At 72.1% G+C, this 21,875-nt stretch carries 22 protein-coding genes; 12 read left to right on the top strand and 10 right to left on the bottom strand.

Annotated features, from left to right (window positions below; genetic code table 11):
• Positions 1-49: 49 nt before the first annotated feature.
• The 3 genes from AB0B63_RS12245 to AB0B63_RS12235 form a co-directional block, all read right to left on the bottom strand.
• The gene (locus AB0B63_RS12245; protein WP_357017440.1) at positions 50-784 is read right to left on the bottom strand and encodes a response regulator transcription factor; all 735 of its coding nucleotides are present in this window, start codon (positions 782-784) and stop codon (positions 50-52) included.
• Between the two features lie 23 nt (positions 785-807).
• Positions 808-2,001, bottom strand: coding sequence for a sensor histidine kinase (locus AB0B63_RS12240; protein WP_357017437.1), 1,194 nt, complete (start codon positions 1,999-2,001; stop codon positions 808-810).
• 97 nt (positions 2,002-2,098) lie between these two features.
• On the bottom strand, positions 2,099-3,010 hold the full coding sequence (locus AB0B63_RS12235) for a PD-(D/E)XK nuclease family protein (RefSeq protein ID WP_219461474.1): 912 nt from the start codon (positions 3,008-3,010) through the stop codon (positions 2,099-2,101).
• 82 nt (positions 3,011-3,092) lie between these two features.
• Between AB0B63_RS12235 and AB0B63_RS12230 the strand changes: the two genes are divergently transcribed.
• The 3 genes from AB0B63_RS12230 (at position 3,093) to AB0B63_RS12220 (ending at position 5,920) form a co-directional block, all read left to right on the top strand.
• Positions 3,093-4,247: a site-2 protease family protein gene (locus AB0B63_RS12230; RefSeq protein ID WP_357017434.1), complete on the top strand. Its 1,155-nt coding sequence runs from the start codon at positions 3,093-3,095 to the stop codon at positions 4,245-4,247.
• 65 nt (positions 4,248-4,312) lie between these two features.
• Positions 4,313-5,266: a tRNA (adenine-N1)-methyltransferase gene (locus AB0B63_RS12225; protein WP_208566475.1), complete on the top strand. Its 954-nt coding sequence runs from the start codon at positions 4,313-4,315 to the stop codon at positions 5,264-5,266.
• Positions 5,267-5,347: 81 nt separating this feature from the next.
• Positions 5,348-5,920: a hypothetical protein gene (locus AB0B63_RS12220; protein WP_091239677.1), complete on the top strand. Its 573-nt coding sequence runs from the start codon at positions 5,348-5,350 to the stop codon at positions 5,918-5,920.
• Positions 5,921-6,025: 105 nt separating this feature from the next.
• On the opposite strand, the gene AB0B63_RS12215 is transcribed toward AB0B63_RS12220, so the two are convergent.
• The gene (locus tag AB0B63_RS12215) at positions 6,026-6,322 is read right to left on the bottom strand and encodes a ferredoxin (protein WP_208566160.1); all 297 of its coding nucleotides are present in this window, start codon (positions 6,320-6,322) and stop codon (positions 6,026-6,028) included.
• 177 nt (positions 6,323-6,499) lie between these two features.
• On the opposite strand from AB0B63_RS12215, the gene arc reads away from it, so the two are divergent.
• From arc to prcA, 7 genes are all read left to right on the top strand, one after another.
• Complete coding sequence (arc, locus tag AB0B63_RS12210) at positions 6,500-8,281, top strand: proteasome ATPase (RefSeq protein WP_208566159.1); 1,782 nt, start codon at positions 6,500-6,502, stop codon at positions 8,279-8,281.
• Between the two features lie 151 nt (positions 8,282-8,432).
• A complete protein-coding gene (locus AB0B63_RS12205; RefSeq protein WP_208566158.1) occupies positions 8,433-10,502 on the top strand; it encodes a hypothetical protein in 2,070 nt (689 codons plus the stop codon).
• A 58-nt stretch (positions 10,503-10,560) separates the two neighbouring features.
• A complete protein-coding gene (dop, locus tag AB0B63_RS12200) occupies positions 10,561-12,078 on the top strand; it encodes a depupylase/deamidase Dop (protein WP_357017429.1) in 1,518 nt (505 codons plus the stop codon).
• Between the two features lie 110 nt (positions 12,079-12,188).
• Positions 12,189-12,401 carry a ubiquitin-like protein Pup gene (locus AB0B63_RS12195; protein ID WP_204924405.1) on the top strand — a complete coding sequence of 71 codons (213 nt, stop codon included), beginning with the start codon at positions 12,189-12,191 and terminating at the stop codon, positions 12,399-12,401.
• 22 nt (positions 12,402-12,423) lie between these two features.
• The gene (locus tag AB0B63_RS12190) at positions 12,424-13,110 is read left to right on the top strand and encodes an endonuclease VII domain-containing protein (protein ID WP_357017425.1); all 687 of its coding nucleotides are present in this window, start codon (positions 12,424-12,426) and stop codon (positions 13,108-13,110) included.
• A complete protein-coding gene (prcB, locus tag AB0B63_RS12185) occupies positions 13,029-13,868 on the top strand; it encodes a proteasome subunit beta (RefSeq protein ID WP_208566156.1) in 840 nt (279 codons plus the stop codon). The genes AB0B63_RS12190 and prcB overlap by 82 nt, the downstream gene beginning before the upstream one ends.
• Before the next feature lie 60 nt (positions 13,869-13,928).
• Positions 13,929-14,762: a proteasome subunit alpha gene (gene prcA / locus AB0B63_RS12180; RefSeq protein ID WP_357017421.1), complete on the top strand. Its 834-nt coding sequence runs from the start codon at positions 13,929-13,931 to the stop codon at positions 14,760-14,762.
• Between the two features lie 116 nt (positions 14,763-14,878).
• On the opposite strand, the gene AB0B63_RS12175 is transcribed toward prcA, so the two are convergent.
• The 6 genes from AB0B63_RS12175 to rfbB are packed head-to-tail and all read right to left on the bottom strand — an operon-like array spanning position 14,879 to position 20,201.
• Positions 14,879-15,907 carry a glycosyltransferase family 2 protein gene (locus AB0B63_RS12175; RefSeq protein WP_208566154.1) on the bottom strand — a complete coding sequence of 343 codons (1,029 nt, stop codon included), beginning with the start codon at positions 15,905-15,907 and terminating at the stop codon, positions 14,879-14,881.
• A complete protein-coding gene (locus tag AB0B63_RS12170) occupies positions 15,908-17,218 on the bottom strand; it encodes a polysaccharide biosynthesis protein (RefSeq protein ID WP_357017417.1) in 1,311 nt (436 codons plus the stop codon).
• Complete coding sequence (locus tag AB0B63_RS12165; protein ID WP_145920205.1) at positions 17,218-17,919, bottom strand: glycosyltransferase family 2 protein; 702 nt, start codon at positions 17,917-17,919, stop codon at positions 17,218-17,220. The genes AB0B63_RS12170 and AB0B63_RS12165 overlap by 1 nt, the downstream gene beginning before the upstream one ends.
• Entirely contained in the window at positions 17,912-18,319 is a 408-nt protein-coding gene (locus tag AB0B63_RS12160; RefSeq protein ID WP_244251851.1) for a DUF2304 family protein, read from the bottom strand. The genes AB0B63_RS12165 and AB0B63_RS12160 overlap by 8 nt, the downstream gene beginning before the upstream one ends.
• Positions 18,316-19,203 carry a dTDP-4-dehydrorhamnose reductase gene (rfbD, locus tag AB0B63_RS12155; RefSeq protein ID WP_208566152.1) on the bottom strand — a complete coding sequence of 296 codons (888 nt, stop codon included), beginning with the start codon at positions 19,201-19,203 and terminating at the stop codon, positions 18,316-18,318. Before rfbD ends, AB0B63_RS12160 begins: the two co-directional genes overlap by 4 nt.
• On the bottom strand, positions 19,200-20,201 hold the full coding sequence (rfbB, locus tag AB0B63_RS12150; RefSeq protein WP_208566151.1) for a dTDP-glucose 4,6-dehydratase: 1,002 nt from the start codon (positions 20,199-20,201) through the stop codon (positions 19,200-19,202). Before rfbB ends, rfbD begins: the two co-directional genes overlap by 4 nt.
• Before the next feature lie 88 nt (positions 20,202-20,289).
• Between rfbB and rfbA the strand changes: the two genes are divergently transcribed.
• Both rfbA and rfbC read left to right on the top strand, forming a co-directional pair.
• Complete coding sequence (gene rfbA, locus AB0B63_RS12145; protein WP_357017412.1) at positions 20,290-21,207, top strand: glucose-1-phosphate thymidylyltransferase RfbA; 918 nt, start codon at positions 20,290-20,292, stop codon at positions 21,205-21,207.
• Positions 21,204-21,827: a dTDP-4-dehydrorhamnose 3,5-epimerase gene (gene rfbC / locus AB0B63_RS12140; protein WP_208566149.1), complete on the top strand. Its 624-nt coding sequence runs from the start codon at positions 21,204-21,206 to the stop codon at positions 21,825-21,827. The genes rfbA and rfbC overlap by 4 nt, the downstream gene beginning before the upstream one ends.
• Positions 21,828-21,875 lie beyond the last annotated feature (48 nt).

Here is a 21,875-nt window from a genome sequence, read left to right as displayed (position 1 = left end):
CACCGGCCTCACTGCGGGTACGCCCCGAGGCGGACCCGCCACCACCCGGCTACGCCTTGGGGCGGACCAGCCCCGACTCGTACGCCAGCACCACCGCCTGCACCCGGTCGCGCAGCCGTAGCTTGGTCAGCACGTGCCCGACGTGGGTCTTGATGGTCGTCTCGCTGACCGACAACGCGGCGGCGATCTCCGCATTGGACAGCCCCCGGGCCACCTGGACGAGCACCTCGCGTTCCCGCTCGGTCAACGTGCCCAACGCCTTCGGTGGGCTCGCCGCCGGGTCCGGCAGCACGGTGGCGAACCGCTCCAGCAGCCGCTTGAGGATGCGCGGCGCCACCACCGCCTCCCCGGCGGCCACCGTCCGGATGGCGGTGACCAGGTCGTCGGCCGGCACGTCCTTGGCCAGGAACCCGCTCGCCCCGGCCCGCAACGCCCCCACCACGTACTCGTCGAGGTCGAAGGTGGTGAGGATGAGCACCCGCACCGGCAACCGGGCGTCCACGATCGCCCGGGTCGCGGCCACCCCGTCCATCCGGGGCATCCGGATGTCCATCAGCACCACGTCGGGCAGCAGCCGGCGGGACAACTCCACCGCCTCCTGACCGTCCCCGGCCTCGGCCACGATGTCCAGGTCGTCCTCGGTGCCCAACACCATCCGGAACCCGGTACGCAGCAACGGCTGGTCGTCGGCGAGCAGGATGCGCACCGGTCGCCCCGGCGCGCGGGCAGGCCCCCGCACCTCGTCCGGCACGACGGAAGGGGAGCTGCCGTACGTCTCGCCCATCTGCTCTCCCCGTTCTGCCGCCGTCACGTCGGGACCGCCCCGACCGGTTCCACCGGGATCCGGGCGTACACCCGGAAGCCGCCACCGGGACGTGGCCCGGTGTGCAGGATCCCACCGTAGAGGCCGACCCGTTCCCGCATACCGACCAACCCGTGCCCGATCCGGTCGGGTTCCGGCCCGGGACCCCGCCCGGTGTCGGTGACCACCACCGTCAGGCAGCCGTCCGTCACCCCCAGCCGGACCGTCGCGGTGGCCCGGCCGGCGTGCTTGAGCGCATTGGTCAACGCCTCCTGCACGATCCGGTAGACGGTCAGCGAGATGCCCTCCTCGACCGTCGGCACCGGGTCCGCGACCTCCAGGGTGACCGGCAGCCCCGCCTCGCGTACCTGCTCGGCCAGCGCGGCGATGCCGGCCAGGCCGGGCTGCGGGGTGAGGTCGGCGGCCGGCTCGGCGTCGGTACGCAGCACGTCCAGCAACCGCCGCATCTCCCGCAGCGTGACCCGACTGGTGTCCTCGATCGTGGCGATCGCCTCGTCGGCGGCGGCGAGGTCCCGCCGCAGCACCCGGCGGGCCCCGGTGGCCAGCACCCCCATCACACTGACGTGGTGGGCGACCACGTCGTGCAGCTCCCGGGCGATCCGTCGCCGCTCGTCGGCCACCGCCTGCTCGGCCAGCGACCGTTGGTTCTCCTCGGCCACCCGGGCCCGTTCCCGCAGCGCCCGCAGCGAGGTGCGCCGGGCCCGCACCGCCCGCCCCACCGCGTAGGCGAGCAGCGCGGTGAGCAGGTTGTTGAGCACCAGGTACGCCGGTCCGACGTCGAGCCCGGTGTCCAGTGGGGTGAGCACGTTGAGCGCCGCCACCGGCACCCACAGCAGCACCGTGGCGGCGACCGCCGGGAGCGCCGGCCGGTTGACCGTCATCGTGTAGGTCAGCACCAGGAACGTCAGGCTCTGCGTGGTCGGGGCGTGCCCGAGCACCGCCGGCACGGCCAGGGTGGCCAACGCGGCCCCCACCGCAGGCCACGGGGCGACCCGCCGCAGCGCCACCGGCGCGGCGCACAGCAGGCTCCAGGCCAGCGCGGACGGCAGCTGCCGAGGCCAGAACTCGCGGGGGGTGATCAGGATGAAGGCGACCTCCAGCACCACCAGCGCGACGGCGAAGAGAGCGTCACCGGCCAACGGCCGGCGCACCCACCAGCGCTCGCCCCCCTCGGTCATACCGTGACGCTAGCCGCCCGGCGGGCCGTCCGGTCGTCGCCGACGGTGAACCTCGTCTCCTCCTCGCGGATGAGCCGGTCTCCGACCCGCCGACCGTTTACTCGTCGGCGCCCGGGGTGGCCGGTCGGGACCGGGCGTCGCGCAACGGGTCGGCCGCCCCGGCCCGCTGCGGGAACGGCGGCGGGGTGCCGCCGAAGGTCGGGCAGTGCGCCTGGTGGTTGCACCAGTCGCAGAGCCGACTCGGTCGGGGCCGGAAATCCTGCCGCACGGTGGCCTGCTCGATGGCCTGCCAGAGCGCCACCACGGTGCGCTCGAACCGCAGCAGCTCCTCGGCGTCGGGGGAGTAGTCGCAGACCTCGGCGTCCTTGAGGTAGAGCAGGCGCAGCACGCGGGGCACCACGCCCCGGGTGCGCCACAGCACCAACGCGTAGAACTTCAGCTGGAACAGCGCCCGTGCCTCGAACGCCTCCCTCGGCGCACCGCCGGTCTTGTAGTCGACGACCCGCAGCGCCCCGTCGGGGGCCACGTCGAGCCGGTCGACGTAACCACGGATGAGCAGCTCGTCGTCGACCACCGCGGAGATCAGGCTCTCCCGCTCGGCGGGCTCCAGCCGGCGCGGATCCTCCACCGCGAAGTAACCCGCCAACAGTGCCGTCGCCGAGCGGAGGAACTCGGCCGTGCCCGCCTCGTCGCCCGGGTCGAACAGGCCGGCCAGCTCGGGCTGCTCGGTGACCAGCCGGTCCCACTGCGGGACGACCAGGTCACCGGCGGCGTCGGGGGTGCGCCCGCCCGCCGGCAGGTCGAACAACCGCTCCAGCACCGCGTGCACCAGGGTGCCCCGGGCCTGCTCGACGCTGGGTCGCTCGGGCAACCGGTCGATGCTGCGGAACCGGTAGAGCAGCGGGCAGGTCTTGAAGTCGGCGGCCCGTGACGGCGACAGTGAAGCCCGGACCGTGGCGGGCAACGCCGCCGGAGGATGCTGCTGGTCGGTCACCGGTTCCGCCGTCATGCCCCGAAGGTTAGGGCACCGGTGTGACACCACCGCGCTCGCCGCACCGGGCATGATCGAGTCGGCGCGTAGCATCGGGGCGGTGGAGTCTCGTCCCCGCGCACCGCGCCGGCCCCGCCGGGGTGCCGGCCTGACCGTCGGCCGGGTGTTCGGGGTGCCGCTGCACCTCAACCTGTCGATGCTGCTGCTCACCCTGCTGGTGACCGTCACCTATGCCGAGTTCGCCCGGGACCGCCTCGGACTGTCCCCGCTCGGCGGCTACCTGATCGGTCTCGGCTTCGTGGTGTCGCTGCTCGGTTCCGTCCTGCTGCACGAGCTGGGGCACGCGCTGACCGCCCGCCGCTACGGCATCGGTGTGCGCGGGATCACCCTGGAACTGCTCGGCGGCTACACCGAGATGGACCGGGACGCCCCCAACCCCCGGGTGGAGCTGCTGGTCGCCCTGGCCGGCCCGGCCGTCTCGGCGCTGCTCGGCGGGATCGCCGTGGCCGCCACGCTGGCCGCCCCCGACCACACCCTGGCCCACCAGCTCGCGCTGCAACTGGCGCTGAGCAACGTCATCGTGGCCGTGTTCAACGTGCTGCCCGGCCTGCCCCTGGACGGCGGCCGGGCGCTGCGCGCCGTGCTGTGGCGGCTCACCCGGGACCGGCACCGGGCCACCGAGATCGCCGGCTGGGTCGGGCGGGCCGTCGCGGTGGCCACCGCCGGGCTGGTCGTGCTGCTCACCGTCCAGCGGATCCTGGTGCCGCTGGCGTTGCCGCTGATGCTGCTGGTCGCGATCACCCTCTGGCGGGGCGCCGGCCAGTCGATCCGGTACGCCCGGATCAGCCGCCGGGTGCCGCTGCTCGACCTGGGCCGGCTGGCCCGCCCGGTCCACGCCGTACCCACCGGCACGCCAGTGGCCGAGGCGCAGCGTCGGCACGCCGAGCAGGGCCCGCCCCGGTCCGCCCTCCTGGTCGTCGACGGCGCGGGCCGGCCCGTCGCCCTGGTCGACCCGGCGGCGGCGGACGCCGTACCGGTGGACCGTCGGCCCTGGTTGGGGGTGGACGCGGTGGCCCGGCCGCTGACCGCGCTGCCGACCCTGCCGCTCGGTCTCGACGGCGAGCGGCTGATGGCGGCCGTCCAGGCCCACCCGGGCGCACGGTACGTGGTGACGGCAGGCGAAGATGTGGTCGGCGTTCTGCACACCGCGGATCTCGCCCAGGTCCTCGAACCCACACGGAAGATGAACAGGTGACCGCAGCACATCCCCCCACCCTCCCGGCCCGCAACGGCACACCGACGCCCACCGCCCCAGCGGAGCTGCCCCCGGTGCACCGGGGACCGTTCCGCCCCGGTGACCGGGTGCAGCTGACCGACCCCAAGGGGAGGATGCACACCGTCACCCTGGAGCCCGGCAAGGAGTTCCACACCCACCGGGGCATCCTGGCGCACGACGCGTTGATCGGGCAGCCCGACGGCAGCGTGGTCAGCACCGCCGGCGGCGGGACGGCGTTCCTGGCGCTGCGTCCCCTGCTGTCGGACTACGTGCTGTCCATGCCGCGCGGCGCCCAGGTGATCTACCCGAAGGACTCGGCGCAGATCGTCGCCATGGGCGACGTCTTCCCCGGTGCCAAGGTGCTGGAGGCCGGCGCCGGTTCCGGGGCGCTGAGCTGCTCGCTGCTGCGCGCCGTCGGCACCGGCGGCGAGCTGCACTCCTACGAGGTGCGCGACGACTTCGCCCAGATCGCCCGGCGCAACGTGGAGGCGTTCTTCGGTGCGCCGCACCCGGCCTGGCGGTTGCACGTCGGCGACGTCGCCGACTGCCCGGAGACCGGGTTCGACCGGATCATCCTGGACATGCTCACCCCGTGGGAGACCCTGGACATGGTCGAGCGGGCGCTGCTGCCCGGCGGCGTGTTCATCGGCTACGTGGCGACCACCCCGCAGCTGTCCGAGCTGGTCGAGGCGCTGCGCGAGCGGGGCGGCTGGACCGAGCCGCGGGCCTGGGAGTCGCTGGTGCGCGACTGGCACGCCGAAGGGCTCGCCGTCCGCCCCGACCACCGGATGATCGCGCACACCGCGTTCCTGGTCTCCGCGCGTAAACTCGCTCCGGGTGTCACCGCCCCGCCGCGTCGCCGCAAGCCCAGCAAGGGCGCGGAGGCGTACGCCGAGCGTAAGCAGGCGCTGCGCGAGGCGGCGGCGGCCCGGGAGGCGGCGGCGCAGGCCACCGCAGCCGCGTCGGCCGCCTGCGCCGACGAGGTGGACCGGCCGTGACGGCGGAGCGGAGCAGCTGGGCGTGAACGGGCAGAACCCGACGGCCGGTGCGGGCCGACGGTGCGACCGCAGGGAGTGGGCATGAGTCGGCCGGGGTTCGGCGGCGGTGAACTGCCGGCCGTGTTCCCGGACTGGTCGCCGTACCAGGACCTGGAGTCGGCGGCGCGGGCCTACCTGCGTGACCCGGACATCGCCCTGGAGGCGCTCGGCGGGGTGCTGCGCGGCGCCTCGGTGCTCGGCTTCACCCTGGAACGCTTCGTCAACGAGGTCAACGGGGTGTGGCAGGAGGTCGTCGTCTGCGACGGCAGCCGGCTGGTGCTCTGGCACGGCGAGGACGTGCCGCCGGGGGAGGGTCCCCCCGGGTCGATGACCTCGTCGCTGCGGGTGGTGCCGGTCTCCACCGTCACCGAGGTCGGCTGCCGACGCCGCCTGACCCGGGCCGACAACGGTGAGGTACGGGTCGACAGCATCGACGTCTACCTGCTGCTCACCTCACTGGACGAGGCCCCACCCGGCGACGAGATGGTCGGTGCGCCCCGGCACGACGCGCTGCGTTTCGGCAAGACCCTCGACGACGGCGGTGCCGGTCAGATCGCCCGGTTGGAGGAGTTCGCCCGGCTGGTCGCCTCGGTGGTCGGCCGTCCGCTGCTGTGACACCACCGTCGGGCCGGGACGACGGTCGCCCCGGCCGCTCCGCCGACGGGCCCGCCCCGGCGGGTGGCGGCCGGCCGGGTGGCGGTGTGTTCTGTCGGGAAGTGGTCAGTCGTCCGCGGCCTCGGGGCCGGCCACCTCGACGCCGTCGCTGCCGCGTACCACGTGGATGCAGTCACCCGGGCACTCCTTCGCGGAGTCGATCACTTCCAGCCGCAGGTGTTCCGGCACGTCGACCCGGCTGCCGGGGGCCAGCCGCAGCTCACCGTCGGTGCCCTTGACGTACGCCAGGCCGTCGACGTCGAACTCGAAGACCTCCGGCGCGTACTGCACGCAGAGCCCGTCACCCGTGCAGAGATCCTGGTCCACCCAGACCTGCAACTGGTCGGTCGCGACGTCACTCACCCGGCACCCCCCATGTTCTCCCGTCCCACCCCACGACGGTACCCGAACGGCCGGACCTGCCCCTCAGGCGTACCTTGGCGATCAAGGTTCAGTGACGAGGGCGTTGCGTGGGACCGAATCGGCCTCATAGCGGCTAGTGTTAGGGCAGAACGTTCAAGCCCCCCGGGGAGGTGGGACGTGGCACGCAGCGACGACGCGGACTCGCGCGCCGCACGGTGGGAGAAGGAGGCCCACGATCTCTCCACGCAGGTCGCGTTCCTTCAAGAGGAACTCGCTCTGGTGCGGCGCAAGTTGACCGAAAGCCCCCGACACGTCCGGCAGCTCGAAGAGCGGCTGGCGGCCACCCAGGCACAGTTGGCGCGGCTCACCGAGAACAACGACCGGCTCGTGAGCACCCTCAAAGAGGCTCGCGCGCAGATCGTGACGCTCAAGGAGGAGATCGACCGGCTGGCGCAGCCGCCGTCCGGCTACGGTGTCTTCCTCGCGCGACACGACGACGGCACGGTGGACATCTTCACCGGCGGACGCAAGCTCCGGGTAGCCGTCTCACCCTCACTGGACGCCGAGGAATTGCGGCGTGGCCAGGAGGTCCTGCTCAACGACGCGCTCAACATCGTCGACGCGTTCGGCTACGAGCGGGTCGGCGAGGTGGTGATGCTCAAGGAGATCCTCGCGGGTCCCGAGGGCAGCCCGGGCGACCGGGCGCTGGTGGTCTCGCACTCCGACGAGGAGCGCATCGTCCACCTGGCCGACACCCTGATCGGCACCGCGATCAGGGCCGGCGACTCGCTCATGATCGAGCCCCGCTCGGCGTACGCCTACGAGCGGATCCCGAAGAGCGAGGTCGAGGAGTTGGTGCTGGAGGAGGTGCCCGACGTCGACTACACCGACATCGGCGGCCTCCAGTCGCAGATCGAGCAGATCCGCGACGCGGTGGAGCTGCCCTTCCTGCACGCCGATCTGTTCCGCGAGCACCAGCTCCGGCCGCCGAAGGGCATCCTGCTCTACGGTCCGCCGGGCTGTGGCAAGACGCTCATCGCCAAGGCGGTGGCCAACTCGTTGGCCAAAAAGATCGCCGAGCGGCTGGGCAAGGACCGGCACACCAGCTTCTTCCTCAACATCAAGGGTCCGGAGCTGCTCAACAAGTACGTCGGTGAGACCGAGCGGCACATCCGGCTGATCTTCCAGCGGGCCCGGGAGAAGGCCGGGGAGGGCACCCCGGTCATCGTGTTCTTCGACGAGATGGACTCGATCTTCCGGACCCGTGGCTCCGGTGTCTCCTCCGACGTGGAGAACACCATCGTCCCGCAGCTGCTCAGCGAGATCGACGGTGTCGAGGGCCTGGAGAACGTCATCGTGATCGGCGCCTCCAACCGGGAGGACATGATCGATCCGGCCATCCTGCGACCCGGCCGGCTCGACGTGAAGATCAAGATCGAGCGTCCGGACGCCGAGGCGGCCAAGGACATCTTCTCCAAGTACATCCTCGTCGGCCTGCCCCTGCACGCCGACGACCTGGCCGAGCACGGCGGCGAGCCCCAGGCCACCGTGGCCGCCATGATCGACGCGGTCGTGCTGCGGATGTACTCGGAAACCGAGGAGAACCGCTTCCTCGAGGTGACCTACGCCAACGGTGACAAGGAAGTCCTCTACTTCAAGGACTTCAACTCCGGCGCGATGATCCAGAACATCGTCGACCGGGGAAAGAAGATGGCGATCAAGGAGTTCCTCACCTCGGGGCGCAAGGGGCTGCGGTTGCAGCACCTGCTCGACGCCTGCGTCGACGAGTTCCGGGAGAACGAGGACCTGCCCAACACCACCAACCCGGACGACTGGGCCCGCATCTCCGGCAAGAAGGGCGAGCGGATCGTCTACATCCGCACGCTCGTCTCCGGCGGCAAGGGCACCGAGGCCGGCCGCTCCATCGAAACCGCCAGCAACACCGGCCAGTACCTCTGACCGGCCGACCGGACGGGCCCGCGACGCGACGCGTCGCGGGCCCGCTCGCGTACGTCACCCACTGTTAACCGCACCACCCCGCGTCGGGTGGGTGGAATGCCGGCCGCGTCGCTAGACTTCCCCGACCGCGTAGTCGACTCCGAGGAACCGCGTGCCGCCCGAGCTCACCGTCGCCGATCCGCCGCTGTCCCCGGCGGTGGATCAGACACCCCCCACCGTCGCGCCGCGCCGGCCGGCCCGCCGCTGGCGGTGGATCCCGCTCCTGCTCGCCGCGCTGGTCGCCGCATGGGCCGTACCCCTCGCCGGGCACGCCCTGCACCGGGACTGGCTCCTGCCCCCGGTCGTGCTGATCGCCACGGCCAGCCTGCTGCGCGGCGGCCGTACCCTGCTCGACCGGCTGATGCTCGCCCTGGGCCTGCTGCTCGGCCTGACCGCCATCGGTGGCCTGGTCTTCCCGGTCTGGCCCTGGGGGATGCGGCCGGTGCCGCTCACCGGGACCGCCCTCACCGGGCTCGTCCTCGCCGCCGCCGTGCTACGCCGCCGCCCCCGGTTGCCCCGGCCCGGCTGGGCCGACCTGTTCCCGCTGGCCGGCGCCGCCGCCATGGTGGCCTACCTGCGGCAACCCTGGCAGCGAGCCACCGACCTCGCCGACCGGCTCACCGTCCTCGGCGCGGGCGAGGACAACTGGCGGCACCTGGCGCTGTTCGACGCCATGGGCCGCCTCGACGGCTACACCTTCGTCGACCCGGCCGCCGCCCGGGAGCAGATCACCGCCCAGCTCATCTACTACCCGCAGGGCTGGCACCTGGTCACCGCCCTGCTCGACGGCTTCCTGACCCCCACCGGGCCGCGCGTCGACGCCCTCGTCGCCCACTACTTCGGCTGGACCATCGCCGGCTTCGGACTGTTCACCCTCGTGCTGATCTGGGCGGCCCAACGGCTTGCCGGCCCGATCCACCTGCTGCACCGCACGGTGCTGACCGTGGTCGTCGGCGCGCTGGTGCTCGGCACCCAACTGCCCCGCCTGCTCAACGCCGGCTACCCCACCGAGGTGCTCGGGCTGACCCTGACCGTCCTGATCGCCACCCTGGTCGCCCGGCCCGTCCCCGGCACCCGGGAGCAGGTCGTGCTGCTGTGCGCCCTGCTCGCCGCCGTCGGGTTCACCTACTACCTCTTCCTGCCCGCCGCCGCCGTGCTGGTCCTGTGCTGGGTGCTCACCCACTGGCGGGAGGCACTGCGCCGGTGGTTCACCGTGCTGACCGTCGGCCTGGCCGGCGCCGCTCTCGCCCTGATCGCCCCGCTGCTCGGCGTGCTGCGGGCCGGGCAGACCGAGGCGCTGGTCATCGGCTCGTCCCAGGCCGTCGAGGGCTGGCGGGCGCTGATCTGGCTCGGCGGCATCGTCGGGGTGGCCCTGCTCGTCCAGGTCGCCCGCGCCGATCCGGCCTGGCGGCGCTGGCTGCTGGTCTGCGTCGTCGGCGCGGCCCTGCCGCTGACCATCGCGCAGATCAACACCGATGCCGGGGTGACTCCGGGCTACTACTTCGTCAAGGGCACCCACCTGGCCACCGCGTTGCTCATCGTCGGCACCGCCGGGGTGGTCCGGTTACTGCCGGTGCCCCGGCCCGCCCTGAGTTGGCGGGGGGCCGGCAGCACCACGGCGGGGGTGCTGGCCGCCGCACTCACCATGACGGTCGCGGTGGCGCTCTGCGGGGTCACCGGCTGGCACCGCAGCCTGCTCGTGGTCGACGAGCAGACCTGGGCGCAGCGGTGGGTCCACCAGGACCTCACCCTGCCGTCCAGAGTGGCCTGGGTGTGCGCCGACGCCCAACAGCGCTATCCCGAGGTGCCGGGCACCACCACCCTGGTCATCGACCGGGGGCCGATGCGGTCCTACCTGATCTCGCTGTGCCTGTCGGCCCTGCACGGCACCACGGCGGCCACCGATCCGGGCATCTACAGCCTGCCGTTCCTCGAACCGGACCGCACCGACATCATCGTCCGCCGGGTGGCCGGCCCCGTCCGGTTCATCACCTCCGACCCCAAGGGCGAACGTCGGGTACACCGGATGCTGCGCGACGAGCCCGCCCTGCGGCACCGGCTCAGCTGGGTGCCGTTGACGGTCCCCGAGTGCGACGTGGCCCCCTCCGACGAGCCGCCCCCGCCCACCCTGGAGACCGCCACTCCCGACCCGGCCGAAGCGGCGTGCCCCCTTCCCCGGTGAGGCGGACTACGCTCGACATGACGGCGGACCGGGTGAGGCGAGCGAAGCGGGTAGGTCGATGAGCGTCAGAAGGATCATGGGCACCGAGGTCGAGTACGGGATCTCCGTGCCCGGCCAGGCCGGAGCCAACCCGATGGTCACCTCGTCCCAGGTGGTCAACGCGTACGGCGCGCGCCCGGAACTCAACCGTGGCGGCCGGGCCCGCTGGGACTACGAGGAGGAGTCGCCGCTGCGCGACGCCCGGGGGTTCACCTACTCCGGGGCCGCCTACGACCCGGCGGAGGCGCTCGCCGACGAGGACCTCGGCCTGGCCAACGTGATACTCACCAACGGCGCCCGGCTCTACGTCGACCACGCACACCCGGAATACTCCACCCCCGAGGTGACCAACCCCCTCGACGTGGTGCGGTGGGACAAGGCGGGGGAGCGGGTGATGGCCGAGGCGGCCCGGCGGGCGGCCACCATCCCCGGCACCCAGCCGATCCACCTCTACAAGAACAACACCGACAACAAGGGCGCCAGCTACGGCGCGCACGAGAACTACCTGATGCGGCGGCAGACCCCGTTCGCCGACATCGTGGCGTACCTGACGCCGTTCTTCGTCACCCGGCAGATCGTCTGCGGCGCGGGCCGGGTCGGCATCGGGCAGGACGGCGGCCAGAGCGGCTTCCAGATCTCCCAACGGGCGGACTTCTTCGAGGTCGAGGTGGGGCTGGAGACCACCCTCAAGCGGCCGATCATCAACACCCGCGACGAACCGCACGCCGACGCCGACAAGTACCGCCGGTTGCACGTCATCATCGGCGACGCCAACCTGTCGGAGATCTCCACCTACCTCAAGGTGGGCACCACCGCGCTGATCCTGACCATGATCGAGGAGAAGGCGCTCGGTGCCGACCTGGGCATCGCCGACCCGGTCGCCGAGCTGCGCGCGGTCAGCCACGACCCGTCGCTGACCCACCGGATGCGGTTGCGCGACGGCCGTCGGCTGACCGCCCTGGACCTGCAGTGGGCCTACTACGAGCGGGTGCGTTCCTTCGTGGAGGAGCGGTACGGCGCGGACGCCGACGCGCAGACCCTGGACGTGCTGGAGCGCTGGGAGCAGGTGCTGGACCGGCTGGGCCGCGACGTGTTCCTCTGCGCCGACGAGCTGGACTGGGTGGCCAAGCTGCGGCTGCTGGAGGGTTACCGGGAGCGGGAGAAGCTGGGCTGGGGCTCGCACAAGCTTCAGCTGGTCGACCTGCAGTATTCCGACGTCCGGCCGGAGAAGGGCCTCTACCACCGGCTGGTGACCCGGGGCTCGATGAAGACCCTGCTGGACGACGAGCAGACCCGCCGGGCGATGACCGAGCCGCCGGAGGACACCCGGGCCTACTTCCGGGGCCGCTGCCTGGCCCAGTACGCCTCCGAGGTGGTGGCGGCGAGCTGGGACTCGGTGATCTTCGACGTGGGTCGGGAGTCGCTGGTGCGGGTGCCGATGATGGAGCCGGAGCGGGGCACCCGCCAGCACGTCGGGGCGCTGTTCGACAGGTGCGACACCGCCAAGGATCTGCTGGAGACGCTGACCGGCGGCTGAGTCGACGCGGTGACGGCGGCCCGTCGTGCGTCGGATGCCGGCGCGCGACGGGCTTTTCGTCGTCTCCGCGAGGTAAGTTCATCGCAGACGATCGTGGAGGAGGCAGCGAGATGGCTTCACAAGAGGGCGGTCAGACCCAGTCGGGCAAGTCGCACCAGGCCGAGGAGATCGACGACGTCACCACCGAGGTCAACCCCGAGGTCGCCGAGCGGCACGCCGAGATCACCGAGGACGTCGACGACCTGCTCGACGAGATCGACTCGGTCCTGGAGGAGAACGCCGAAGAATTTGTGCGTGGCTACGTACAAAAAGGGGGTGAATAGGGCATAGACGGTTAAATCGGACATGCCTGATTCGCTCGACGATCGAGACGGACACCGTCGTTGCCGAGACTGCGGCGAGTGGAAGTTGCTCGATGAGTTCTGCGCGAACAGCCGTCGGCCCGATGGCCGGGGCAGCTATTGCAAGCCTTGCTTCAACCTGCGTTCCAAGGTGAGCTATGCCAAGCGGACGAGAGCGAAGCACGGCCGGGAGGTTCGCCAACTACCTGTGGTGCCGGATGGCCACCGTCGCTGCCCGACGTGTGGTGAGACGAAAGCACTCGACGACTTTCCCCGTAACCGGTCGGGGCGCGGCGGCTACGGCCGATACTGCAAGCCCTGCCACAACGAGAAGGGCAAGGAGAGCAAGCTCCGGTTGTACGGCGGCAGTCGCGAGTACCACCTGCGCCGCCGCTACGGGATCGGCGAGAAGGAGTTCCAGGAGCTGCTCGCCGAGCAGGGTGGCGTCTGTGCCGTCTGCGGGGCGGAAGATCCTCAACATGTGGACCACGATCACCGCACCGGATGGGTGCGCGGGATACTCTGCTTCAACTGCAACGGTGGTCTTGGCCAGTTCCGTGACAGTCCCACGAGGCTGGCCAGGGCGATCACGTACCTGAGAGGAACCACGTGGCAGCGGGCTTTGATCCATCCGGGCGTCTACCAGATGTGTTCACCAACGCGGGGACGTCCTCCTTCACCTCGTTCCTGAGTCGGGTGGCCCCCGAGATGCTGCCCGGCCGACGGCCGCTGCCGCCGGGCATGGCCGCCGACCTGGCGCCGCACGCCACCACCATCGTGGCCATCTCGGCCGTCGGTGGTGTGGTGCTGGCCGGCGACCGACGGGCCACCATGGGCAACCTGATCGCGCAGCGCGACATCGAGAAGGTGCACCCCGCCGACGCGTACTCGCTGGTCGGCATCGCCGGCACGGCGGGCATCGGCATCGAGCTGATGCGACTGTTCCAGGTGGAGCTGGAGCACTACGAGAAGATCGAGGGCGCGATGCTCTCCCTCGACGGCAAGGCCAACCGGCTCGCCTCGATGATCCGGGGCAACCTCGGCGCGGCCATGCAGGGGCTGGCGGTCGTGCCGCTCTTCGCCGGCTTCGACCTGGCCGCCCGGGACCCGGCCCGCGCCGGGCGGATCTTCAGCTTCGACGTCACCGGCGGCCCCTACGAGGAGACCGGCTACGACGCGATCGGTTCCGGTTCGCTCTTCGCCAAGTCCGCGCTCAAGAAGCGGTACCGCACCGGCGTGTCGATCGACGACGCGACCCGGCTCGCCGTCGAGGCGCTCTACGACGCCGCCGACGACGACACGGCCACCGGCGGGCCGGACCTGACCCGGCGGATCTACCCGGTGGTGATGACGGCGACCGCCGAGGGCACCCGCCGGCTCACCGAGGCCGAGACGGCCACCATCGCCGAGGCCGTCGTCGCCGGGCGGATGGAGAACCCGGGCGGCTGACGCCGTCCCACCCCCACCAGCCCCAGTCGTCAGCACAGTGCCAGAAGGAGAACCGCCGCCGTGGCCATGCAGTTCTACGCCTCGCCCGAGCAGATCATGCGCGACCGCTCCGAGCTGGCCCGCAAGGGCATCGCCCGGGGGCGCAGCGCGGTGGTCCTGAGTTACACCGGCGGGGTGCTCTTCGTCGCGGAGAACCTCTCCAGCGCCCTGCACAAGGTCAGTGAGATCTACGACCGGATCGGCTTCGCCGCCGTCGGCCGGTACAACGAGTTCGAGAACCTGCGCCGCGCCGGGGTGCGGATGGCCGACCTCAACGGCCTGAGCTACGACCGGCGTGACGTGACCGGCCGGGCCCTGGCCAACGCGTTCGCGCAGACCCTGGGCGCGATCTTCACCGAGCAGTCCAAGCCGTTCGAGGTGGAGATCTGCGTGGCGCAGGTCGGTGCCACGGTCGAGGAGGACGAGCTGTACCGGCTCACCTACGACGGGTCCGTCAACGACGAGCCGGGCCGGATGGCGATGGGCGGTCAGGCCGAGGCGATCACCGGCGTGCTCAAGGCCGAGCACCGCCCCGACATGTCGCTCAGCGAGGCGGTCAGGGTGGCGATGAAGGCGCTGAGCAGCGTCGGCGGCGAGGGCGGCGCGGCCCGGACGATCGCCCCCAACCAGCTCGAGGTGGCGGTCCTGGACCGTGCCCGGGTAGGGCGTACCTTCCGACGGATCACCGGCGCGGCGCTGACCGCGCTGCTGGAGGGTGACGCGGCGGGTGACGCCGCGCCGGCCGACGGCCAGGCCAAGACCCCGACGGTGCCGACCGAGGAGGCGCACAAGCCCACCACGTCGGCCGGCTCGGCCGACCTGGAGGGCCAGCCCCAGGAGAAGCCGGAAGCGTGACGGCGACACGCGTAGGGGCCGGGGTGCACACCCCGGCCCCTGCGCGTGGGTGCCATCCGCAGTCCGGGTCGACCCACCCGCCGCCGGTGCCCTGCGGCATGGCGGCGGCGTGACGGTCAGGCCCTGCGCAGCAGCGGCCTGGCCAGGGCCCAGTAGCCGGCGGCGATGACGTTGAAGATGCTCATCCCGGGCGGCGACTCGACGTTCGACGGGTCGACCTTGGCGGTCATCAGCTCGGCGATGACGCCGTCGGGGACCATCCGCTCCTGCTGGAGCTGGCGACGCCGGGCCCGCACCCAGGCCCGGTTGGTCCACAGCCAACCCCAACCGCGCGCCTTCTCCCGGCTCCAGCCGCCGAGCAGCGCGGCCACCAGCATCGCCGCCTCGGTCAGCAGCAGCATCGGCGCGAGCACCACCAGCGTCCGCGTCTCGTACGCGGTGAGTAGCGAGATCAGGCGGTTGCGTTCCAGCAGGTAGTGCTTGAGCTTGTTGCGGGAGAACTCGTAGTGGTGCACCACCACGGCGTCCGGGACGTACTCCTGGCGTAGTCCGCGCTGCCACAACCGCAGGCTGATCTCGGTGTCCTCGTGGTAGGCGAAGTACTCGGCGGCGAAGCCGTCCAGCTCCCGCCAGAGCGCCCGGTTGATCACGAAGCAGCAGCCGCTGATCGACGGGACCGTGGTCCGCCGGGCGTGCGCGCTGGCGGGCTGGCCGTTGCCGCCGGCCCAGGACAGCCCGATGTAGTGCAGCGGGTTGCCGGAGGTGTTGATCAGGTCGGGGTTCTCGGCGAGCCGGATCGAGGCCATCACCGCGCCCACGCCCGGCTCACCGGCCACCGCCACCGTCCGGGCCAGCGCGTCGGGGGCGACGACGGCGTCGGAGTTGACGAAGGCCAGCCACTCACCGGTGGCCTCGGCGGCGCCGACCCGGCAGCCGCCGGAGTAGCCGGTGTTCTCCTCCGGCCGGACCACCCGTACCCCGGCGAAGCCCTTGACCACGTCGATGCCGTCACCGGTGCAGCCGTTGTCGACCACGATCAGCTCGATCTCGACGTCGGTGCTGGCCAGCACGGCGCGGGCGGCGTCGACCAGGTAGGGCTCGGCACCGTAGGCGAGCATCACCGCGGACACCTGGGGGCGGGACATCTACAGACCTCCGGAGACGCCGGTGGCCACCACGTCGTCGAGCGGCCGGCCGGGGGTGGGGGTGGCCGGGCGGGCACCCCGGCGCAGCAGCAGGACGGCCATGGTGGCGGCCACCACGACGGAGCCGACGGCGTAGGCCAGTTCGACGCGGAGCGCGACGGGGGCCGGGACGGCCGTGACGGCGAGCAGGGCGGTCACCCCGATCGTCCACGACACGGCCTGGGCGCGGTGCCGGTCGAGGGCGAGCAGCGCCTGCCCGAGCACCATCGCCCACAGGTAGGCGAGGGTGCCGACGGCCAGCCAGGCGAAGTCGCCGTGGCCGAGCACGCCGGGGGCGTCGAAGAGCCGGTGCACCAGCCACGGGCCGAGCGCCACCGCGCCGACCGCCCCGGCGACACCGAGGGCGGTGACCACGCCGAGCGCCCGGCGCAGCAGGCGGTGGAAAGCGGCCACGTCGCCGGTGGTGGCGGTGGTGGCCAGGCCGGGCAGCAGCGACGCCTGCATCGAGCCGAAGACGAACAGCGGGATCCGGACCAGCACCAGGGCGGAGAGCAGCGCACCGGCGGTCGCCACGTCGGCCGGGTCGAGCAGCCGGACGTTGATCACGCCGATGTTGACCACGACCTGGGAGAGCAGGCTGGAGACGGTGAGTAGGCCGAGGCCGCGCAGCAGGGTGCCCCAGGCCACCGGGAGGCCGCCGCCGACGGCCCGCAGCACCGGCGGGAGGGTCACCAGCACCGACAGCAGCGGGGCGACGACCAGCACCGCGCCGTACCAGACCGGGTCGGTGACGCCGCTGAGGCCGAGGCCGGCGACCAGCGCGATGCGCACCCCGCCGTCGACGCCGAGCTGGGTGCCATACCAGGGGAAGAGTTGCAGGCCGGACAGCACGCCCCGGGTGGTGTACGCCACGGCCATCGCGACCAGCGCGCCGATCAGGACGGCGACCATCGTGTCGTCGCCGGCGAAGAGCCGGTCGGTGAGCGCCTGGCGGCCGACGAGGGTGGCCACTACCAGCACCGCCAGCACGGCGGCGGCGACGGTGGCTCCCCGGGCCAGCACCGGGCCGGGGGGCAGCCCCTGGCTGCGGCGGGCGGCGACGACCCGGGCCACCTCCTGCTCGACGGGGATGAACACGCCGATGCCGAGGGTGAACACGATCGACCAGAGCACCGACAGTGAGGAGTAGTCGGCGCGGTCGAGGGCGTGTCCGGCGACCGCGAGGTGCACGTAGGAGGCGAGCCCGAGCAGGGCGAGCCCGCCTCCGACGGCGACGGTGCCGGGCGGGACGAGATGGAGCAGCCGCCGCATCACCGGCGGATGAGCGCCAGCGTGAGCACCGCGAAGGCCCGACCCAGGTAGATCATCGCCTTGGCGGGGGAGTGGCTGGGGGTGCCGGCCATCCGTTTGCGCATGGCCACCGGCACCTGGCGGATGCGGTAGCCGCGCCGGGCGGTGTGCACCAGGGTCTCCACCGTGTCGCCGAGGTACTCCGCCGGGTACCAGCCGGCGAACATCTCGATGACCCGCCGGTTGGCGGCCCGGAACCCGGACGTGGTGTCGGTCAGCCGGGTCTTGGCCACCCGGGAGAGCACCCCGGACAGCATGACCATCGCCCAGCGGCGGGGCCCGCGCACCGAGTAGTCGCCCTCGCCGGCGAACCGGGCGCCGATGACCAGGTCGTTGTCGTCGAGCAGGTCGACCAGCTTGGGCACGTACCGGGGGTCGTGCTGGCCGTCGGCGTCGATCTGGATCGCCACGTCGTAGTCGTTGTCCCGGGCGTAGCGGTAGCCGAGCCGCATCGCCCCGCCCACCCCGAGGTTGTACGGCAGCTTCGCGACCCGGGCCCCGGCGGCGGCGGCCACGGCGGCGGTGCGGTCGGTGGAGCCGTCGTCGACCACCAGCACGTCGACGCCGGGCAGTTCGCCCCGGACCTCGCCGACCACGTCGGCGATCGACCCGGACTCGTTGAGCGCCGGGATGATGATCAGGACACGCTTGCCGTTAACCATCGTGGGACACCAGTTCGTCTCGGTTGGCTGCGGTGAGCTGCGCGTCCTGGGCGAGCCGGGCGGCGCGTTCCGCGTCGATCTGCGCGCGGAGCAGGGCGAAGTCCTCGGCCAGGGTGCGGGTCTCCTCCTCCAGCGCGCTGACCTCCCAGCTCAGGTGCACGCAGACCAGCAGCAGGAAGACGATGCCGAGGAACAGCACGAGGCTGACGCCGGAGACCACGCCGAAGAAGCCGGCCACGTTGTCGAGCAGCCGGGGGAACAGCGACAACGGGATGACGATGACCAGCACGCCGAGCCAGAGCATGCCGTACTTCTCGCGGAGCTGCCGGCGGCGCAGCAGCTCGACGATGGTGGCGAGCAGGATCAGGCCGGTCAGACCGGTGACGAGGGTGAGCTTCATGCGACCTTCCACGGGGTGGGTGCAGTCGGGGAGGCGAAGGCGTCGGACAGCGCGTCGTGCCAGTCCGGCAGCGGGGGCAGGCCGGCCTCGGCCCACCGGTCGTGCCCTAGCACACTGTACGCGGGTCGCGCGGCCGGACGCGGAAACCGGTCGCTGGTGGTGGGTCGGACCCGGTCGGGGTCGAGCCCGGCCAGCGTGAAGGCGGCGCGGGCCAGCCCGTACCAGGTGGTCTGGCCGGTGCAGGTGCCGTGGTAGGTCCCGGCGGGGGCCCGGTCGGCCAGGGCCGCGTCGGCGAGTGCGACCAGCCGGGTGGCCAGCGCGTACGACCAGGTGGGTTGGCCGTGCTGGTCGTCGACCACGTCGAGGTGTTCCCGGGTGGCGGCCAGGCCGAGCATGGTGGTGACGAAGTTGCGCCCGTGTGCCCCGTAGAGCCAGGCGGTCCGCACCAGGTAGCCGGTTTCGGGGAGGAATCGGACCACGGCCCGCTCCCCGGCGAGCTTGCTGCGGCCGTACGCGTTGATCGGGTCGGTGGGGGCGTCCTCGGCGTACGGGGTGTCGGCGTCGCCGGCGAAGACGTAGTCGGTGGAGACGTGCAGCAGCCGCGCGCCGTGCCCGGCGCAGGCGCGGGCCAGGTGGGCCACCCCGCCGCCGTTGATCGCGGTGGCCGCCGCCTCGTCCCGTTCCGCACCGTCGACGTCGGTCCACGCGGCGGCGTTGAACACCACGTCGTGCCCGGCGACCGCGGCCCGGACCGCCTCGGCGTCGGTGATGTCGAGGTCGGTGCGGGTGGCGGCGGTCACCTTGAGGTCGCCGCGGGTGGCCAGCACGGTGAGCAGGTCCCGGCCGAGCATGCCGCCCGCACCGGTGACGAGGACCCGGGTCATGCGGCCGGTGCCGTCTTCAACGGTTCCCACCAGGCCCGGTTGTCCCGGTACCAGGCGACGGTCTGGGCCAGGCCCTCGTCGAGGCCGATGCTCGGGGCGTACCCCAGCTCGGTGTTGATCTTGCTGATGTCGAGCGAGTAGCGGCGGTCGTGGCCCTTGCGGTCGGTCACCGGGACGACCCGGTCCCAGCCGGCGTCGCACGCCTCCAGCAGCCGCCCGGTCAGCTCCTTGTTGCTCAGCTCGGTGCCGCCGCCGATGTGGTAGACCTCACCGGCGCGACCGGCGTGCGCCACCATCGCGATGCCCCGACAGTGGTCGTGCACGTGCAGCCAGTCACGCACGTTGCCGCCGTCGCCGTAGAGCGGCACCGTGCCGCCGTCGAGCAGGTTGGTCACGAACAGCGGGACGACCTTCTCCGGGAACTGGTACGGCCCGTAGTTGTTGGAGCAGCGGGTCACCACCACGTCCATGCCGTGGGTCCGGTGGTAGGCCAGCGCCAGCAGGTCGGACCCGGCCTTCGAGGCCGAGTACGGCGAGTTCGGGGCCAGCGGCCAGGTCTCCGTCCAGGAGCCGGAGTCGATCGAGCCGTACACCTCGTCGGTGGAGACGTGCACGAACCGGCCGGTGCCGTGCCGCAGCGCGGCGTCCAGCAGGGTCTGGGTGCCCAGCACGTTGGTGGTGACGAACGGGGCGGCCCCGGCGATCGACCGGTCGACGTGCGACTCGGCGGCGAAGTGCACGATCACGTCCTGGCCGGCGACGACCTCGTCGACCGTCGCCGGGTCGCAGATGTCGCCCCGGACGAACCGCAGCCGGGGGTCCTCGCGCACCGGGGCGAGGTTGTCCAGGTTGCCGGAGTAGGTCAGCTTGTCCAGCACGGTCACCGTCGCGGGTTCGACCGCGGGCACGCCGGACGCGTCACCGCCGGGCACACCCAGCAGCATCCGTACGTACTCCGACCCGATGAATCCGGCTCCGCCGGTGACGAGAATCCTCACGGGGACGGAAGTGTACGCGCATCGGCCCGCCGACCCGGGGACCGTGACCCCGGTGTCCGGTTCGCGCCGGTCCCGGTAGGCTCCCCCGGTGCGTGGAATCCTTCTCGCTGGTGGCACCGGGTCCCGGCTGTGGCCGATCACCCGCGCGGTGTCCAAGCAACTGATGCCGATCTTCGACAAGCCGATGGTCTACTACCCGCTGTCGACGCTGGTGATGTCCGGGGTACGGGAGATCCTGGTGATCACCACCCCGGAGGACCAGGACCAGTTCCAGCGGCTGCTCGGCGACGGCAGCCAGTGGGGGCTGCGGCTGGAGTACGTCGCCCAGGCCCGCCCGGACGGCATCGCGCAGGCGTTCGTGCTCGGCGCGGACTTCATCGGCGACGACTCGGTGGCGCTGGTGCTGGGCGACAACATCTTCCACGGCGTCGGCCTCGGCCGGCAGCTGGCCGACAACGGTGACCTGGTCGGCGGGCGGGTATTCGCCTACCCGGTGGCCAACCCCGAGGCGTACGGGGTGGTCGACTTCGACGCCGACGGCCGGGTGCTGTCGATCGAGGAGAAGCCGGCCCGGCCGAAGTCCCGCTACGCGGTGCCGGGCCTGTACTTCTACGACAACCGGGTGGTCGAGATCGCCGGCAACCTCACCCCGAGCGCCCGGGGCGAGTTGGAGATCACCGCGGTCAACGAGGCGTACCGGCGGGCCGGTGAGCTGTCGGTGACCGTGCTGGACCGGGGCACCGCCTGGCTGGACACCGGCACCTTCACCTCGATGATGCAGGCCGGCGAGTTCGTCCGGGTGATCGAGGAACGGCAGGGCATGAAGATCGGCTGCGTCGAGGAGGTCTGCTGGCGGGCCGGCCTGCTCGACGACGAGCAGCTGCGCGCCCTGGCCGAGCCGCTGACCAAGAGCGGCTACGGTGACTACCTGCTGGGCCTGCTGGCCGACAAGCACGACGAGGCGGTGCTGCGCGCGGCCCAGGCGGTAACGGAGGGGGTGCGGTGAAGATTCGCCCGCTGAGCATCGAGGGCGCCTGGGAGGTCACCCCGCAGCAGCACGGTGACCCGCGCGGCCTGTTCATGGAGTGGTACCGGTTCGACCAGCTCGCCGAGGCGGTGGGGCACCCGCTGCGGCTGGCCCAGGCCAACCTGTCCATCTCCGGCCGGGGTGTGGTGCGCGGCATCCACTTCGCCGACGTCCCGCCCGGCCAGGCCAAGTACGTCACCTGCGTCCGGGGCGCGGTGCTCGACGTGGTGGTGGACCTGCGCACCGGTTCGCCGACCTTCGGCCGCTGGGAGGGCGTCCGGTTGGACGACACCGACCGGCGGGCGGTCTATCTGGCCGAGGGGCTGGGGCACGGTTTCTGCGCGTTGAGCGACGACGCGACCCTGACCTACCTCTGCTCGACCACCTACAACCCGACCGGGGAACACGCCGTGCACCCGCTCGACCCGGAGTTGGGCATCGAGTGGCCGGCCGAGGTGCCGCAACTGTCCGCCCGCGACGCGGCGGCGCCGACGTTGGCGCAGGTCCGCGCGGCGGGGACGCTGCCGGACTATGCCGCCTGCCGGGCGTTCGTGGCCGGGCTGGGGCCGGACGGAATGTCGTACTCGGACGGGATCTGAGCGACCGAAGCACACTACCTGTGCTGTGACAGTGACGAACCGGCCCTC

The sequence above is a fragment of the Micromonospora sp. NPDC049081 genome, assembly GCF_040648835.1.
In the GTDB taxonomy this organism is placed as follows: domain Bacteria; phylum Actinomycetota; class Actinomycetes; order Mycobacteriales; family Micromonosporaceae; genus Micromonospora; species Micromonospora antibiotica.
This window is presented reverse-complemented; position numbering and strand designations above follow the sequence as displayed.

What these genes read in the sequence shown, in the direction of transcription:
- AB0B63_RS12170 (WP_357017417.1), bottom strand. Translation starts at nt 17,218, where the DNA reads ATGCGGCGGCTGCTCCATCTCGTCCCGCCCGGCACCGTCGCCGTCGGA.
- AB0B63_RS12160 (WP_244251851.1), bottom strand. Translation starts at nt 18,319, where the DNA reads ATGAAGCTCACCCTCGTCACCGGTCTGACCGGCCTGATCCTGCTCGCC.
- AB0B63_RS12190 (WP_357017425.1), top strand. Translation starts at nt 12,424, where the DNA reads ATGCCTGATTCGCTCGACGATCGAGACGGACACCGTCGTTGCCGAGAC.
- AB0B63_RS12195 (WP_204924405.1), top strand. Translation starts at nt 12,189, where the DNA reads ATGGCTTCACAAGAGGGCGGTCAGACCCAGTCGGGCAAGTCGCACCAG.
- AB0B63_RS12165 (WP_145920205.1), bottom strand. Translation starts at nt 17,919, where the DNA reads ATGGTTAACGGCAAGCGTGTCCTGATCATCATCCCGGCGCTCAACGAG.
- AB0B63_RS12245 (WP_357017440.1), bottom strand. Translation starts at nt 784, where the DNA reads ATGGGCGAGACGTACGGCAGCTCCCCTTCCGTCGTGCCGGACGAGGTG.
- dop (WP_357017429.1), top strand. Translation starts at nt 10,561, where the DNA reads ATGAGCGTCAGAAGGATCATGGGCACCGAGGTCGAGTACGGGATCTCC.
- AB0B63_RS12175 (WP_208566154.1), bottom strand. Translation starts at nt 15,907, where the DNA reads ATGTCCCGCCCCCAGGTGTCCGCGGTGATGCTCGCCTACGGTGCCGAG.
- AB0B63_RS12235 (WP_219461474.1), bottom strand. Translation starts at nt 3,010, where the DNA reads ATGACGGCGGAACCGGTGACCGACCAGCAGCATCCTCCGGCGGCGTTG.
- rfbD (WP_208566152.1), bottom strand. Translation starts at nt 19,203, where the DNA reads ATGACCCGGGTCCTCGTCACCGGTGCGGGCGGCATGCTCGGCCGGGAC.
- AB0B63_RS12220 (WP_091239677.1), top strand. Translation starts at nt 5,348, where the DNA reads ATGAGTCGGCCGGGGTTCGGCGGCGGTGAACTGCCGGCCGTGTTCCCG.
- AB0B63_RS12240 (WP_357017437.1), bottom strand. Translation starts at nt 2,001, where the DNA reads ATGACCGAGGGGGGCGAGCGCTGGTGGGTGCGCCGGCCGTTGGCCGGT.